This is a genomic window from Rhizobium sp. 01N424, from assembly GCF_056399485.1.
This window is the reverse complement of sequence record NZ_JBFTRK010000010.1, coordinates 51,316-67,015: the sequence shown is the minus strand read 5'-3', so window position 1 is coordinate 67,015 and position 15,700 is coordinate 51,316. Positions and strand designations below refer to the sequence as shown.

14 protein-coding genes and 1 pseudogene are annotated in these 15,700 nt (G+C 58.1%); 3 read left to right on the top strand and 12 right to left on the bottom strand.

The features are described from left to right. The first annotated feature begins 52 nt into the window (after positions 1-52). Positions 53-1,039, top strand: a complete 987-nt coding sequence (locus tag AC1DNK_RS22500; protein WP_477943423.1) for an NAD(P)/FAD-dependent oxidoreductase — start codon at positions 53-55, stop codon at positions 1,037-1,039. A gap of 285 nt (positions 1,040-1,324) precedes the next feature. Here AC1DNK_RS22500 and AC1DNK_RS22495 read toward each other — a convergent pair whose 3' ends face one another. The 3 genes from AC1DNK_RS22495 to AC1DNK_RS22485 form a co-directional block, all read right to left on the bottom strand. Further along, positions 1,325-1,630 (bottom strand): putative quinol monooxygenase, encoded by a 306-nt coding sequence (locus tag AC1DNK_RS22495; protein ID WP_477943422.1) that lies wholly within the window; start codon positions 1,628-1,630, stop codon positions 1,325-1,327. Between the two features lie 490 nt (positions 1,631-2,120). Further along, positions 2,121-2,825, bottom strand: a complete 705-nt coding sequence (locus AC1DNK_RS22490; RefSeq protein WP_477943421.1) for an anti-sigma factor — start codon at positions 2,823-2,825, stop codon at positions 2,121-2,123. After that, positions 2,822-3,367 (bottom strand): sigma-70 family RNA polymerase sigma factor, encoded by a 546-nt coding sequence (locus AC1DNK_RS22485; protein ID WP_477943564.1) that lies wholly within the window; start codon positions 3,365-3,367, stop codon positions 2,822-2,824. Before AC1DNK_RS22485 ends, AC1DNK_RS22490 begins: the two co-directional genes overlap by 4 nt. A 205-nt stretch (positions 3,368-3,572) precedes the next feature. Between AC1DNK_RS22485 and AC1DNK_RS22480 the strand changes: the two genes are divergently transcribed. Beyond that, a complete protein-coding gene (locus AC1DNK_RS22480; protein WP_477943420.1) occupies positions 3,573-4,361 on the top strand; it encodes a DUF4394 domain-containing protein in 789 nt (262 codons plus the stop codon). 57 nt (positions 4,362-4,418) lie between these two features. On the opposite strand, the pseudogene AC1DNK_RS22475 reads toward AC1DNK_RS22480, so the two are convergent. The 8 genes and pseudogenes from AC1DNK_RS22475 to AC1DNK_RS22440 all read right to left on the bottom strand — a co-directional run bounded on the left by AC1DNK_RS22475 (position 4,419) and on the right by AC1DNK_RS22440 (position 12,704). Further along, positions 4,419-4,929, bottom strand: a pseudogene (locus tag AC1DNK_RS22475) (fasciclin domain-containing protein). 439 nt (positions 4,930-5,368) lie between these two features. Further along, complete coding sequence (locus tag AC1DNK_RS22470; RefSeq protein WP_477943419.1) at positions 5,369-6,034, bottom strand: CBS domain-containing protein; 666 nt, start codon at positions 6,032-6,034, stop codon at positions 5,369-5,371. Positions 6,035-6,123: 89 nt separating this feature from the next. Next, positions 6,124-6,636 (bottom strand): cytochrome b, encoded by a 513-nt coding sequence (locus tag AC1DNK_RS22465; protein ID WP_477943418.1) that lies wholly within the window; start codon positions 6,634-6,636, stop codon positions 6,124-6,126. Positions 6,637-6,689: 53 nt separating this feature from the next. Further along, positions 6,690-7,109: a plastocyanin/azurin family copper-binding protein gene (locus AC1DNK_RS22460; protein WP_477943563.1), complete on the bottom strand. Its 420-nt coding sequence runs from the start codon at positions 7,107-7,109 to the stop codon at positions 6,690-6,692. A gap of 82 nt (positions 7,110-7,191) precedes the next feature. Beyond that, a complete protein-coding gene (locus tag AC1DNK_RS22455; RefSeq protein WP_477943417.1) occupies positions 7,192-9,588 on the bottom strand; it encodes a phosphoketolase family protein in 2,397 nt (798 codons plus the stop codon). 9 nt (positions 9,589-9,597) lie between these two features. Beyond that, a complete protein-coding gene (locus AC1DNK_RS22450) occupies positions 9,598-10,770 on the bottom strand; it encodes an acetate/propionate family kinase (protein WP_477943562.1) in 1,173 nt (390 codons plus the stop codon). Beyond that, a complete protein-coding gene (locus tag AC1DNK_RS22445) occupies positions 10,763-11,089 on the bottom strand; it encodes a hypothetical protein (protein WP_477943416.1) in 327 nt (108 codons plus the stop codon). The genes AC1DNK_RS22450 and AC1DNK_RS22445 overlap by 8 nt, the downstream gene beginning before the upstream one ends. Next, positions 11,070-12,704, bottom strand: a complete 1,635-nt coding sequence (locus tag AC1DNK_RS22440; RefSeq protein WP_132671269.1) for an MBL fold metallo-hydrolase — start codon at positions 12,702-12,704, stop codon at positions 11,070-11,072. The genes AC1DNK_RS22445 and AC1DNK_RS22440 overlap by 20 nt, the downstream gene beginning before the upstream one ends. 249 nt (positions 12,705-12,953) lie before the next feature. Here AC1DNK_RS22440 and AC1DNK_RS22435 point away from each other — a divergent pair, with 249 nt between their 5' ends. Continuing rightward, positions 12,954-14,255, top strand: a complete 1,302-nt coding sequence (locus AC1DNK_RS22435) for an NRAMP family divalent metal transporter (protein WP_477943415.1) — start codon at positions 12,954-12,956, stop codon at positions 14,253-14,255. Positions 14,256-14,281: 26 nt separating this feature from the next. Here AC1DNK_RS22435 and AC1DNK_RS22430 read toward each other — a convergent pair whose 3' ends face one another. Beyond that, positions 14,282-15,529: an MgtC/SapB family protein gene (locus tag AC1DNK_RS22430; RefSeq protein WP_477943414.1), complete on the bottom strand. Its 1,248-nt coding sequence runs from the start codon at positions 15,527-15,529 to the stop codon at positions 14,282-14,284. Positions 15,530-15,700: the final 171 nt, after the last annotated feature.

The following is a 15,700-nucleotide window of genomic DNA, read 5'->3' as shown; positions in this document are numbered from 1 at the left end:
GCCTCGATCTGACAAACACCATTCTGGGTAGGATCAATACAAAGGAAATGTGATGTCCGATCGAAAGAAAATTGCAGTTATAGGTGCCGGGATTGCAGGGCTGACCTTCGCACGATCGCTGCATGGGTTGGCTGAGGTCACAATCTTTGAAAAAAGCCGCGGTGTCGGTGGCAGAATGGCAACCCGACGTGCCGGCGAAATCACGTTCGATCACGGCGCCCAGTATTTTACCGTTCGCGACCCCTCGTTCCACGCTATGTTAGAGCCAGCACTCGAACTCGGCTTCGTCGAAACATGGTCAGGAACCATCGGCTCGTCATCGATGGGCTCCGCATCAATCATCGACGAGAGCGATCGTTCGCCAAGATTTGTGGGCGTTCCATCTATGACGGCGCTTCCTAAGTGGATGTCACATGGATTGGACATCCGGCTAAATGCAAGAATTGATGCTGTCGAAGGCGGCCCGTCTAATTGGATACTTGCTACCGGTTACGAGCGGGCCGGTCCATTCGACTGGGTTGTCGCCGCCTGTCCTGCTCCCCAGGCGATGGCCTTGATGCCTGCGAATTACAGTGGCTTTCGACCCGCAGCCAGCGCAAAGATGAATGCTTGCTTTACACTGATGCTCACCCATCAATCACGCGCCTTACAACGACACTGTGCAGTGCGCTATGACGACGAGGTGATCGCATGGGTCGCCGACTGCACATCACGCCCGCAACGCTCGCCTTTGCCGACACTTGTCGTTCACTCGCAAAACCACTGGGCCGATCGAAACGTCGATGACGACTTGGAAATCGTGCGCACTGCCATGCTCGACAGCCTAGCTAAACTGCTGCCGGGTCTACCCGATGAAGTTCTGTCGGCTGATATCCATCGCTGGAAGTTTGCTAACGTACAGACAGCCAGTGAAAGTGACGTTCTTTTAGACTTCGAAAATGGCCTTGCTGCATGCGGAGATTGGACGATTGGCAACAGGGTTGAGGCAGCATTTCTAAGTGCAGTGAGACTTTCGAAAGCTATAGGAGAACGGTTGTGACGGACACAACTGACCGCGTGTTCGAAACAGACCGTAAAGATTAAAATACAGCACAAAGGTACGCAGGGGGAAATTAAAGTAAAGCCAGCCCTGTGCGGCGACCGCTACCAGGGCCGCAGTGCTTTCAAATTCAAGACCATCATACCGGACAGGCGAAAGAGCCTAGCAGGCTTGGACAATAGGCTGACGTCAGTGCGGGGGCCAGGCCATCCTGACCCCATTCTCACGTCTTCAGCTGAGACACAGCGCAATGTTGTCCATTCGGATCGCAAAGATTGCGCAAGGCTATGTCCCTTTATCCGCGAGGATGGACAGCTTGTGTATCTGTGGCGGCTTGGCGAACAGGTCCCCTTCCGCTGCCTTTGCAATCAAGGCCGCGGCGACTTGGCCGTTTAAGTGGATTTCCCTCCCGTCCTCATCGTCGAACGTGTCAAAGATTGCAAACGATGTTGGCCCCTCCTGTATCGCATACCAAGATATCGTGCCGGGCTCGGCATTGACCAGCGGTACTGCTGATCGGAGAAATTCGGCGACCGCCTCTTCCTTGCCGGGTCTCGCCTCGAGCGAAACATACAGCGCGAATTTGGTCATATTAACCTCCGTGGGCACCTGAGTGTGCCGTAACTGAAGAAACGCGCCAAGCACGACAAATGTTAAGCGACGGAGATTGCCGCGTTGGCCCACGACCAGTGATAGCAGCGAGAGGCGAACTCCTGGTTGAACGTTTCGGCATTAGTCGCGTTGAAGGAGTTGAACCGACTGCCTGGCCCGTAGTGTCGGGGTAACTCTCTGTAAAATCGAGCGTTTGAACAATACGCGGCTGTTCCCGGAACACGTTGACCTCGCCATCGCAGCCCAATGCCGCGACAAACCCCGGAAGACCCATCAAGGAGCTCTTCGAGACACGCGGCTCCGTCAGTGCCATAGGTATCCGCAGCATTTATGACATACCCCTCCACTTTGGGGCGTCTCATTACTTTTGGTCTATAACGCTGACTTCAGTCGGAACGCAGCTCATTCAATTACATGCCGATGTTGCCGTTGAGTTTTAGGCTACCGAAAAAAATCACCGGATTCTCTTTTATCGCGATAGCTTCGCAAAACCTTTGGCGAGGATTGGCCCCGTTGGACGACCAGTCGGCGATCCCCCAGCCTGTTCCAACGTGATTTCGTAAAGCTGCTCATTTTTGGGCGTTGGTAGTTCAGGACCATCCAGTCGCGCAGAACGCACACCGTCGATTAGGCCCATCGACACAGGTCCCATCTCTCTCGACGGCAAGGTCCAGACCTGGATTGTTTTGTCCCGGGGAACCGTAAAGTCGGCGAGCATGCGTATTGTTGCATGCTCGTTGCCGAAGTCTTCGACCACCGCCTGGACCTCACCCGCCGCATTGATCAGGACCGCGACCACAAGCGGCTCGGCGGTTCGGGTCAAACTGTAGGCAAGACCGACCGCGAGCAAAAGGGTTGCTGCAATGGCCGAGATCGCAGCTACACGCCAACGGTTCATGCGATTGTCACTGGCATTTGCTATCGAAGTTATCGCTCCCGAACGAGTCTGGCCAGGTAGGGCGGCATCTATACGCTGCCACAGTTGCTCTGTGGCGGCAGCAGGGGAGGCACCTGTGTCCAATGGCAGGAAGCGATCGCGGCTGGCAGCGATCGCAGCTCGCAGTTCGACATCACGGTCCATGGCATGCTCGATCTCCGCGAGATCCGCGCCCTCAATCAAGCCAAGTACATATTCGTCGGCGATATTCGGGATTTCCTTGCGGTCGTAGGTCACGCCATGCACTCCCGCAAAGCCGAGAGACCGCGCCTGATCCAGGATTTGGTAGTCCCAAGAGGGATACGAAGCCGCCCGGCTATTTCGCCGTGCGAATAGCCGCCGATATAGGCCATCAGAATACCGCGCCGTTTGGTTTCGTCGAGCGCATTCAGGCAGTCATAGAGGCGAGAGTTGCGGTCAAGCCCGTACCAGGCCGCCATCACTTCGTCCGCCTGCTCGGTCTCACACAGGGTTTCCAACTCTTCGACGGTGTGTTCGCGCTTTCCATCTCGCAGAAGATTGAGCGCGCGATTTCTGACGATGGCGTAGATCCAGCCTCGCGCGGAACCGTGGTCGTTTTTGTACTGGTGCGCATGGGTCCAGATGCGAATGAAGGCGTCCTGCACGACTTCCTCGGCAAGTTCGCGGCGTCTGACGATGCGCTCGGCGACCGCAATCAGACGTCCTGCCTCGATATCAAAGATCAGGCGCAGCGCATTGCGATCACCCCTGGCGCAGGCGGCAAGTGCCGTATCGAGTTTGTCCGGCGCGGAACCCATCAGCATCAATACCTTTTCCCAATACGCGCAGCGAAAACTTTCAGCTTTGAGAATTATACCCGCCGAACGACCCAAAATGGATGCAAGTCGAAATTATTTTTTCCCGGGCTGCATCCAATTGGCATTGCCCGCGTGTCTTGAGTTCAGGAAGCGTCGAGAGCCGAGGGCCAGGCGACTTCCGATCGGTTCCACTCGGGAGAGACACATGAAGACCAATCGTTTCGCACTGATCGCCTCCGCCGCCTCCTTCGCGACTGCATCGACAGCATTTGCGGCCCCCGTCCTTGGCCTGACTGGCGACAAAACGCTCGTCATGTTCGATACCGCAAAACCCGCCGTCACCAAGACGATGGATGTCACTGGCGTCGAAAAGCTTATCGGCATCGACTTCCGCCCGGGCAACAAGACCGTGGTCGGCGTCACCCCGGATCACCGCATCGTCACCATCGATCTCGACAGCGGTGCAGCCACCGAGATCGCCAAGATGGACAAGATGCTGACCATGACCCAGGCGCCTGTTGTCGTCGACTTCAACCCGATGGCCGACCGGCTGCGTTTCATGACCGGCACCACCAACCATCGCGTCCATCCGGATACAGGTGCCGTCACGGTCGATGGCGTACTTGCCTTCGAAGATGGTGACATGCACAAGGGCGAGGTGCCCAATATCGTCGCCGCCGCCTATACCAACTCGGTTGGCAAGCCGGAAAAGACCGCGATGTATGATATTGATGCCACGATCGGCGCGCTGATCCACCAGACGAAGCCGAACGATGGCACGCTGAAGGCAATCGGCAAACTTGGCATCAAAGAAATGCCGGCCACCTATGCTCTGGACATTCACGGCGAGGAAGGTGGCGAGAACACTGCGTACCTTGCCGCCAGCAAAATGCTCTACACCGTCAATCTCGAAACCGGTGCGGCTACAGAAGTTGGTCCAATCACGGGACTAGACAGTGACGTGCGCGACATCACCGTACTGCCGGCGATGTAGCCCGGGGGTCGGCGCGATATGAAAGGCCGGCATCCTGTTGGTCGCCGGCCTGTCTGGTTATGGAATAGAACCGAGTTCCACCTTCGGCAGAAGAACCTCGCCGACGATATGGATGGCGCCGTTGACTGCTTGGCGTCAGTGATCGTCACGTGGGCGGTGCCGCCCATTTCGTCGGTGAGTGTGATCTTGTCCATGCTTTCCTTGGCCTTGATGTCGTGCTCGCCGCCGTCATCATTGATCATCTTTTCGACATTCTTCGCCATCGCATCGGCGGCGACGACGTGGCTGTCAACACCTTGACGAGCTGAGCCTTGTTCCCTGGCTTCAAAAGCGTGTCGACGCTACCTTCGGGCAGGGCTGCGAAAGCTTCTTTGGTCGGCCCGGAAACCGTGATCGAGCCTTTGCCCTCAAGCGTCTCGACCAGACCGGCGGCCTTGACGGCTGCCACGAGCGTGGTGTGATCCTTGGAATTGACGGCGTTCTCGACGATGCTTTTCTCCTCATACATGCTAGCGCCACCCACCTTCTAATTGGCGGCAGGGGCACCGACAGCGGTGGTGGACACGATGGCTGTAGCAGCAACTGCGCTAAGTGCGAACTTCAACTTCCTCTTCCTCTGAATGCCCTGGCGCGGTTGCGCGCCTCCTGGGCCGTTCCCATCTGGGTAACGCAACAACAGACGAAGGCGCGAGCAAAAGAGTTTTCAGGGGAAACCATTTATCCGCGAGTAATTTTGGTAACTGGTCACCACCTCATTTCCCTTTGCGTCTGATCGGCCAAGCAACGGGCAATCAAATCCCGGAGCTCCAAACGTTCATCGCGCACTCACGGGTCAGAGAGAGTCCGCTCGGATCCCGCTTCGAGTCGTCCGATGGTTTCACTAGTAGGACGCCCACCACCGTTCCGGCCATGGTATCACCATGACGAGAAGCCTCGACGTGACAGTGTCTGCGATGACCCTGACAGACATGACGGAAACTCCAGGGACGATTTCATCGTTTGAGGGCTCACCATGCGGAAGCCAGAGTGATCTTGTTCACCACGCCGCCGACCCCGCGGACGCTCTCTGCCGCCACCCTGGCCGCACAGCGTTCCAGCTCGGTCTCGACCTCCCCCCTTAGGGTGACGATCCCGTTGGAGACGGTCGCTTTGACTATGGGCGCGGTTATCTCAAGCTCGGCTTCCAGGCGGCTACGGACGGCGATCCCAAGGGCCTCGTCGCCGGAAGCGGTGCACTGTCGAGGAACATCAAGGAGCGCTCGCATCAAGTCGCCACGGCTGATCATTCCGGCGAGCCTGCCGTTCTCGACGACGGGCAGGTGCTTGATGTCGTGGGCCTGCAGCAGTTCGGCGAGCTGGCTGGCTGTGGCGGTCGGGGTGGCGCTGACGACCGGCGTCGACATCACGTCCTTGACGCGCCAGCTTCGGGCCTTCACATAGCCCGCCAGCGCATCTTCGCGGTCGCGCGTATGCGGCACCGCCCGTCTGGCCCAAGACGACGCCACCCGACGCAGCAAGTCTCCCTCGGTGACGATGCCTGTGAGGCAACCTTCGCCATCGACGACGGGTACCGCGCCAATCTTACTGGCGTTGACGATCTCGATTGCTTGTCTGACGTTGTGCCCCTCGCCTATTGTCGTGACGGGGGACGTCATAATGTCTCTGGCCAGCATCGCCCTGCCTCCTGGTGTGTGGAGGCGATTGAAGCTCATATTTCGACAAGACGCTTTGATCGGGATCAATCGGAGCACTTTTGCCGCGATCACCTTAACCCGACCGTCATCCGCCTCAAGACGTTCGTCTTCCAATAAAATTGATGAGCAAGCGCGCCGAGGACATGGGCGGCGATGACGATCCAGAGTATAACCTTCAGCACCTCGGCGTGTACCTCTCCCATACGGTCGTAACCGAAGTAGAACGCTGCTATCCCGCTGATCGGTAATGCGAAAAGAAGCAGGTATAGCGTAGCGTGGGCGCCTTTGGCTGCTAGAGTCAGGACGTAAGGTTCCTCAATGGGCGCGGAAGGCGTTCCCTGAATGAAGCGCAGCACGAGGCGGATACTGATCAGCACCAGTATCGAAATTCCGACATACGCATGGAGATTGGCGCCCGCCAATTGCGCATCAGTGGCCGAACCCGTGTGTTCGATCGCCCGCTGCCACTCGCTCATGCCGTCAGGCAATAGCAGATTGTAGAAGACGAGCAGAGCCGTCAGCCAATGTAGGATGCGTTGCGGCAAGGAGTACGACGTCGGGTTTCGTGTCACATTCTGCATTGTCGTCTCCTTGCTTCTTGTTTCGCAAACACTTTTTTTGACGGGTTAGCCCCCTATTTCGTGACGGTCAGCGTCGCATGCATGCCGGCTTCGTAGTGGCCCTTAATGTTGCACAGTAGGAGATATGAGCCAGCAGTCAGCTTCGCCTTCAATTGCCCGTCAGCGCCAGGCTTGAGCTCGGAGACCTCCCCCATGCTCTTCAACTGCTTCTCATCGACACGATGTTTGCCGGCGACAACGTTGACCGTCGCGTCGGGGGACTTCAACTTGACCAAGACCATCTCGTGTTCCTCCGTCACCGCATCATTATGCACCATGAACACGGTCTCGCCGGCCTTGATGGTGGGCTGATCAACCGACAGGGTCATCGGCCCGCCTCCCTCGCCACCTTCTACGACCTTTACTGTTGTCGCTGCCAAGGTTGGAGTCACAATGCCGGTGAATGCGAAAGCTACCAGAATTCCTCGAATAATCTTCACGTCGGTCGCCTCTCGGTGGTTGAACTAGACCCGCCTAGCCCGTGAGGCTGACGCCTTCCTGAACGTCAGTACCCAGTCACGGACCCAACGTACCCTCCCTACGCCAACGCCAGTCCAGTATCTCCGGCATGTCTTCCCCATGCTCCCGCACGTAGGCGCGGTGCCTGGCGAGTTTTTCATGCAGCTCGGCGACGGCTTTAGGTTGCTTCTCGGCAAGACCCGGAACTCGCGCAATGGCCTCCAAAGCCAGATGGAACCTGTCCAGTTCGTTCAATACGGTCATGTCGAACGGCGTCGTCGTCGTGCCTTCCTCGACGAAGCCTCGTACATGGAAATTGCGGTGATTGGTACGACGATAAGTCAGTCGATGGATAAGGTAAGGATAGCCGTGATAGGCGAAGATGACCGGTTTGTCGGTGGTGAAGATGGCGTCGAAACGCGCATCGGAAAGACCGTGAGGGTGCTGCTGAGGGTCCTGCAGCGCTAGCAGATCCACGACGTTCACAGTTCTGATCTTCAAGTTCGGTATCGCCTCGTGTAACAGCATGACCGCCGCCAGTGTCTCCATTGTCGGAACGTCGCCCGCGCAGGCCATGACGACGTCGGGCGCGATCGTGTCGTTTTCGAAACTTGCCCAGTCCCAGACGCCGATGCCAGTCTCGCAGTGACGCGCTGCTTCATCCATCGTCAGAAATTGTGGTTCCGGATGCTTACCCGCGACGATTACGTTGATGCGGTCATAGGTCTTCAAGCAGTGGTCGCCAACCCAAAGAAGCGTGTTGGCGTCAGGCGGAAGATAGATGCGAACGATATCCGACTTCTTGTTGGCGACCAGATCGATGAACCCTGGGTCCTGATGCGAGAAACCGTTGTGGTCCTGCCGCCAGACATGGGACGTAAGAAGATAGTTCAGCGAGGAGACCGGCTCACGCCAGCCGATCCCCCGCGACACCTTGAGCCATTTGGCGTGCTGGTTGAACATCGAATCGATGATGTGGATGAACGCTTCGTAGCAGGAGAAGAGCCCATGGCGGCCGGTCAACAGATACCCCTCCAGCCAGCCCTGGCAAAGATGCTCGCTCAGAACCTCCATGACCCTGCCATCGCTTGCCAGGTGCACATCGTAGTCTTCGATCTCTTGCATCCAGACACGGTCGGTCTCTTCGAATACCGCGCCCAGTCGATTGGATTCGGTCTCGTCCGGGCCGAAGATTCGGAAGTTTTTCGTGTCGGCATTCAGTCGCAGGACATCACGGAGATAACGTCCCAGGATTTCCGTCGACTGCACCTGCGGAGCGCCGCGCTCGTTGATCTCAACTGCAAGGTCGTGGATGTCCGGCACCTTGAGTTCTTTTCGCATCCGGCCGCCGTTCGCATATGGCGTCGCACCCATGCGTTTATCGCCAACCGGCACCAACGCCTTGAGTTCGGGCTGAAGGCGGCCACCGGCGTCAAACAAATCGTCAGGGCCATAGCTGACCATCCAATCCTCCAGGATCTTCCGATGTGCTTGATCGCCCCTGCAATTTGCAACAGGCACTTGATGCGAGCGCCAGAACCCTTCGACCTTCTTTCCGTCGACTTCCTTGGGGCCGGTCCAACCCTTCGGGCTGCGAAGCACGATCATCGGCCATCTGGGCACGCCTATCGCCAAAGGAGAGTTTCGTGCTGATTTCTGCAAGGATTCGATGAGGTCGAATGCCCGACCGAACGCAGACGCCATCTGTCGATGCATGTCCGCGGGCTCATGCCCTTCGACGAATATCGGCTGGTAGCCGTATCCTATGAAAAGGCTGCGGAGATCGTCGTCGCTCGTCCGCGACAAGATAGTGGGATTGGCGATCTTGTAACCGTTGAGGTGCAGGATCGGCAGCACGGCACCATCGCGTACAGGGTTGAGAAATTTGGTCGAATGCCAGGCTGCCGCAAGAGCTCCGGTTTCTGCCTCCCCATCGCCCACCACGCAAGCCACCACAAGGTCAGGATTGTCGAAGGCGGCACCGAAGGCATGGACTAGCGCGTAGCCCAGTTCGCCGCCCTCGTGGATGGAGCCGGGCGTCTCGGGCGCCACGTGACTGGGAATCCCTCCGGGGAAAGAGAATTGCCGGAAGAGCTTGCGCATGCCGTCCGCATTCTCCGGAACGCCCGGATAGGTCTCGCTGTAGGTGCCTTCGAGATAGGTGTTAGCGACCATTCCCGGTCCGCCGTGACCCGGCCCACACACGTAGAGAACGTCACGGTCACGAGCCTTTATCATGCGGTTGAGATGAGCGTAGATGAAGTTGAGTCCAGGCGTCGTCCCCCAGTGACCGAGAAGTCGTGGCTTGATGTGCGCTGCCAGAAGCGGCTCGCGCAAGAGAGGATTATCCATCAGGTAGATCTGGCCGACTGAGAGATAATTGGCGGCGCGCCAGTAACGGTCGATCAAGTCAATTTCGTCGTCTGCGAGCTCAGGATTGGAAAGTTCGGGCATGTCTGCTCCTCAAAGCTTGTGACGGTTGATGACGGCGACCGCTTCGTCGGCGATCACCTGCTCCTCGTCGGTCGGGATGACGAGCGCCGCGACCTCGCTCTCTCTCGCGCTGATCACAGTCGCGTTCGCCTTGTTGGCGACTTCGCTGAGACTGACCCCGAACAAGCTCAGATGTTGGGCGACGCCTTTGCGGATTTCGGGCTGATGTTCGCCGACGCCGGCGGTGAAGACGATGGCGTCAATGCCGCCCAGCGAGACGGCCAGCCTGCCAATCTCACCGGCGATCCTGAAGCAGAAGAGGTCCAAGGCCTCCCTCGAGGCGGGATGAAAATCTCCCAGCAGGACCCGGACGTCGCCACTTCTGCCTGAAACACCAAGGAGGCCGCAGCGATGGTAGAGAAAATCCTCCAATCTGTCTGCATCGTGAAAATTGTTGCGAAGAAGATGGAGGATCACGCCTGGATCCAGAGCTCCCGGCCGCGTCGCCATCGGGATGCCGTCCAGGGCCGAGAAGCCCATGCTGGTATCTATGCTTACGCCATCAACCATGCCACAGAGGCTGGCTCCGCTGCCGAGATGGGCACAGACCACCCGACCGGCCGCGAGATCCGGGTCAAGCTTCCTGAGCGCGCCCGAGATGTATTTGTAAGAGAGTCCATGAAAGCCGTAGCGGCGAACGCCGGCTTCGTGCAGATCTTTAGGAACAGCGAGACGCGAGGCTAGATTGCTCTGTGACGAATGAAAGGCCGTATCGAAGGACGCCGCCTGCGGAGTCTCGGGATAAGCTTGTTTGAAGGCTCGCATGATTGCGAGGGCCGGCGGGAGATGCATAGGCGCAAGCGCTGTGAGGCTCTCGATCCTCGACAGGACGTCAGGTTGGATCATGACCGGGCCATCGAACTCCAGCCCTCCGTGGACCACGCGATGGCCGGCCATTGCCGGAGGGCCTTCCCTGGCCACCATCCGATTGACAACCAAAGACAGGAGGTCGGCGTCAATCACAGTGTGCGTTGGCAGGGCAATCGATTCTTTATGATCCAGAATCTCGAAAGCGAACCGCGGCTCTTCACCAAGCGTCGCCACGCCGCTCCCGAGACGAACCGCCTGCCTGTCTTCCACCCTGAATAGTCCGACCTTGAGGCTGGAAGAGCCGGCGTTAAAGGTCAGCGCGACATTATCCACGGTGACAAGCCCCCAGAACCGACGCTCCCGACGGTCTCGCGGCAGCTTCTTTTGCCGCATCGAAGAACTCGCGGGCATATTCATCAACGGCGGCCTGGTCTTCCGACGACAGGCCGAAGGGTGCGCACTGCTCTTTCAGCGACAGAAATATCTCCTCCTTCAACCTGGCGATCTCAGCCGCACTTTTGGAAGAGAGAAGGCTCTTCAGGCAAGTAACGGCGACCACCTCGAGAACGACGAGCTTTCCTTGTACTTCCCCTTGGGTAGGTATCGCGAAGCGTTCGCCGCCGCGCTTGCAGTCACGATCCATAATCAGCATTGCCGTGCCTCCTCTCCTTGACCTCTGTCGAAACGTCAGGCTCTAGGGCGCGCCGGAGGCTGCGCAGCACGATGGCGCGCCCCTTGTCATCGGCGATCGATTTCAGCCGGTCTGAAAGGTCCAGAACAAAACTCTGATAGTCATTGTTCCAGTCCGGGTGGCCAGGAAGCGCAGGTTGAATTCGAGGGTTGGTCGACTTCGCAATTGCAATCGCGCCCGTCCCGGCTAGTTCATAACCATCGTCGAGCGAGGGGCATAGGATACTCGTCCCCATGTGTCGGGAGAGCCGGGAAGCCATCGCCTCTCGCGCAGCCGCCTCTCCATGAACGAGAAATATTCCCCTTCGAATGGGCAACCGTTCCGAAATCCATTCATCAAGTTCGCTGGCGTCGGCGTGGCCGCTGTATGCGTCGAGCGTCGCCATCCTTGCGGACACCCGTATCTCCTCGCCCTGAATGCGTACATCTATCGCTCCCTCCTGAAGGATGCGGCCGAGGGTTCCGGCTGCCTGGAAACCGACAAACAGGACTGTGCACTCCCGGCGCCAGAGCCAGTTTTTCAGGCGGTGTCGTATTCGGCCGGCTTCGCACATTCCGCTCGCCGCTATGATGATGTGGAAGCCTTTGACAAGATCGAGAGCCTTCGACTGCTCCGGCGTTTCGGTGAAGCGGACATTGGGCGAATTCAGCGCGCGACGAAATGCAGACCCGTTTTCCAGGTCGCTCGCGTGCCTCTTGAAAGCCTCGGTCGCCTTTGAAGCGAGCGGTGAATCGATCATGATCGGGCACCGCGGAATTTCTCCCTCGTCCATCAGTGCCACGAGATCGGTCAACACCTCCTGTGCCCGTTCGACTGCGAATGACGGGATCAAGAGTACGCCGTTGGGGTTTCCGGCTGTTACAACGACGTCCCGGAGCCGACTGCGCCGCCCCTTCATGGCAAAGTCCTCTCGCTCACGGTCGCCATACGTGCTTTCGCATATCAGATAGTCGACGCCCGACGGGCTCTGAGGACCTTTCTCGAATAGCTTGTTCGTTGAGCCAACATCGCCGGAGAACAGCAATCTGATCGGGCCAGCCGACCCGGTAACCGCCAGTTCGATCGATGCCGACCCCAAAAGGTGTCCGGCATTCCAATAACGGAACCGGACGCCGCCGGCGGTCTCGCGCCAGTCGTTGTATCGAACGGAAATAAACTGAGGCAGCATGCTACGAGCGTCCTCGGCCGTGTAGATTGGTTCCACCAGTTGTCGCGCGCGTTTGCGGTTTCGCCTGTTGAGCTGACGAACCTCAGACTCCTGGATATGTCCCGAATCCTGCAACATGATCTCACAGAGATCGATCGTAGCCGCGGTCGCAAAGACGGGGCCGCTAAAGCCCGCCCTGGAGAGCTTCGGGAGCAATCCGGAGTGATCAATATGTGCATGCGTGAGCAGTACCGCGTCTATCTTCGACGGCTCGAACGGGAACGGCTTGTAGTTCAGTTCCTTCTCGGACTTCGATCCCTGAAACATCCCACAGTCGATCAATATCCGAGCGGAATCCGTCGTCAGCAGGAAGCACGATCCCGTGACGGAACCCGCGGCGCCATAAAAATGAAGAACCGGATTGGCCATAGCAACTCCTATGCGTTGTCGCAGAGCCTGGAGCAGAACTTCGGAGCGCGCCTTGATCCCGGTCAAAGACATGCAAAAGGTTCGCGTGACTTTATGTGTCGCGATATCAACACGTCGACGCAGCGAACCCATCCTTAAAATCAACCCGTCAAGCAGATAGGCTTCGAGCGTAGCTGTTGGGGGCAAGAGGACGACCGCCCGTTGATCAGGACTATATAGAATTCAGGCGCAATGCAAAGGAACCCAACCATGACCGGTGCCACGGAACAGGCTGTACGAGTTCTGAGCTGGCGGCGTATGCGCGCCCACTTTAAGGAGCATCCGCTTGCACGCGTCGGACCGGGCTTGATCACAGGGGTTGCCGACGACGACCCGAGCGGTATCGCCACCTACTCTCAAGCGGGCGCGCAGTTCGGGGTCAACATGCTGTGGGCCATGCCTGCAAGCTTCCCGCTGATGGCCGTCGTACAGGCGACTTGCGCCCGCATCGGAAGGGTAACCGGCAAGGGTCTTTCTGCCAATATCAAAGAGGCATTTCCGTCACCGGTCTTATTCAGCGTCGTTACAGCTCTCGTCGTCGCCAACACTTTAAATATCGCTGCTGATGTCGCCGCAATGGGTGAGGTAGCGGAACTCGTGACGGGCGTCGATCGGCATTTGATGACCGCCCTCTTCGTCGTCGGCACGCTGGTGCTCCAGGTTTTCGTTCCCTACCATCGATATGTTGCATTTCTGAAGTGGCTGACGATCTCCCTCCTCGCATACGCCGCAGTCCTGTTCACGGTGCACGTCGATTGGATCGAAGTTGTCAAACGTACGGTTTGGCCGCACATCAGCTTCAGCTCCGCTTACGCAGCCGTGGTCGTCGGCGTGTTCGGAACCACGATCAGCCCCTATCTTTTCTTCTGGCAGGCCTCCGAGGAGGTAGAGGATATGCAAGGTCACGGCCCCCTCCTCGGCGATCCCAGTTCCGCTCCGACGGAGCTTCGGCGGATTGGTTGGGACACCTGGAGCGGCATGCTCTATTCCAACGTGACGGCCTTCTTTATTATCTTGGCCACGGCAACTACACTATACCCTGCAGGCATCACTCGGATCGACACGGCGGCGCAGGCAGCCAGTGCTCTTCGCCCGCTCGCTGGGCCATTTGCATCTTTGATCTTCGCACTAGGCATTCTAGGCGTCGGCTTGATTGGTGTCCCCGTCCTCGCCGGCTCTGTGGGATATGCGGTTGCCGAAGCATTCGGCTGGCCCTTCGGTCTTGAAAGGAAAGCGCGGGACGCGGGCGGCTTCTACACAGTGATCGCAGTGAGTGTCCTTCTGGGTTTAGGTATCCAATATTCCCCGATACCGCCGATGACGGCTTTGTTCTGGAGCGCGATATTGAACGGCGTACTCGCGGTACCTCTTATGGCCGTGATCCTGATCCTGGCGCGGCGCTCCGAGACGATGGGCAGGTATCGAATAGGGATGGCCTACGCCGTCGTCGGCTGGATCGCGGTTGCCATCATGAGTGCCGCGGCGCTCCTGATGTTACTGGCACCCAATTAAGCCTATGCGGCTGGCACTTCGTTCCCTCAGAGATTGGTTTCGGCGGCGAAGGCAACTGATGCAGCGACGATCGCCAGGGCCGTCGCGAGTCCGAAGTGGATGGTGAACCGTTTTGATCCTGCAGATGCAGCCAGCGCCACTCGGCCAGCCGCGTTCGCTCCCATGGCGACAAGGACAGCACGAGTGACAATATCTGCTCCAGCGACGTCTAGTCCTCTAAGTGCGGTGAGAACTGCAACGTCTACGTCAAAAGCCCCCGACAGGGCCGACGACAGAAATATAGCAGAGCCTCCCAAATACGCGATCAGAATCGAGCTTGCAGAGACAGCGCAGATATATATCGCTGCAAACAGCACAAGTGACCCAATCTCGAAGGGGTTATGTACGGACGCGTCGACCGTCGCAGGAGGCGCCGACATTGTGTAGTACGCAGCCATGCCGGAGAACGCCATTGCCCCAATGAATGCGACTGGTGCAAGGCTTGGCAAGATCTCGACCCTCAGGACCAGGACCAGCCCCATCACACGCAAAATCGAAACGGCTGCGGCCAAGCAAGCGGCGCCGGCCGCTCCTCTCTCCTCGCGCCCCTCTCTGCAAGAACGAGCGAGCGTTAGGGTTATTGCAGTAGACGAAACTAAAGCTCCTGCGGCTGCGCTGATCAATGTGCCCTTCCTGTTGCCGAATAGTCTCACAGCAATGTATCCCGAGAAGGATATCGTAGCGGTCAGGACGGTGAAGACCCACACTTCAAACGGGTTGATCTTCAGAAGAGAACTAATGTCGCGGTTTGGAAGAAGAGGAAGAATGACGGCCGTCATCACCGCCAGCATAAGGGCGGAGCGCAGTTCCACCCACGATAAATGCCGAAGAAAGGCGTGCAGGACGTCGCGGCTTGCCAGGATGGCAGCAAGCCCTGCCCCGCCGGCCGCTGCGACGATCGGATCGCCCACCATCGCCAAGGCGCCCAATCCAAAAACGCAAAGCGCGGCGATCACTGACGTGACGCTGTAATCATCGTCATCCCAGGCCTCGCGAAGTTTGAACAGCGTGAAGATGGCTCCGAAGGTGGCGACGCCGTACGCCAGAAACGCCGGGTAGGAGCTGGCGGCGCCGAGAGAGGCAATAATCCCGCCCAACATCCCAGAAATGCCAAAGGTGCGGATGCCGCCAGTCCTGCTTCCTGCAGGCGAATCCCGCTCCTGCCAGCCGCGCTCCAACCCGACGAGGAGCCCAATCGATAGCGCCAGAGCGAGCCTTGCAATCTCCGAGTTCACCTGCGCCTCCAGAATTGAGCGGGCGTCATGCGCGACCGCTTACTAGGCATTCTCCCGGTAACCAATCATCGAAGTCCGATTCCTGCTTTGATCACAGTCAACCTTTGGCCTGCTTCTTTACGGTGAACGCAACGCCGGTCCCACCAGTCAGAAAAAACACTGGCCGACGTA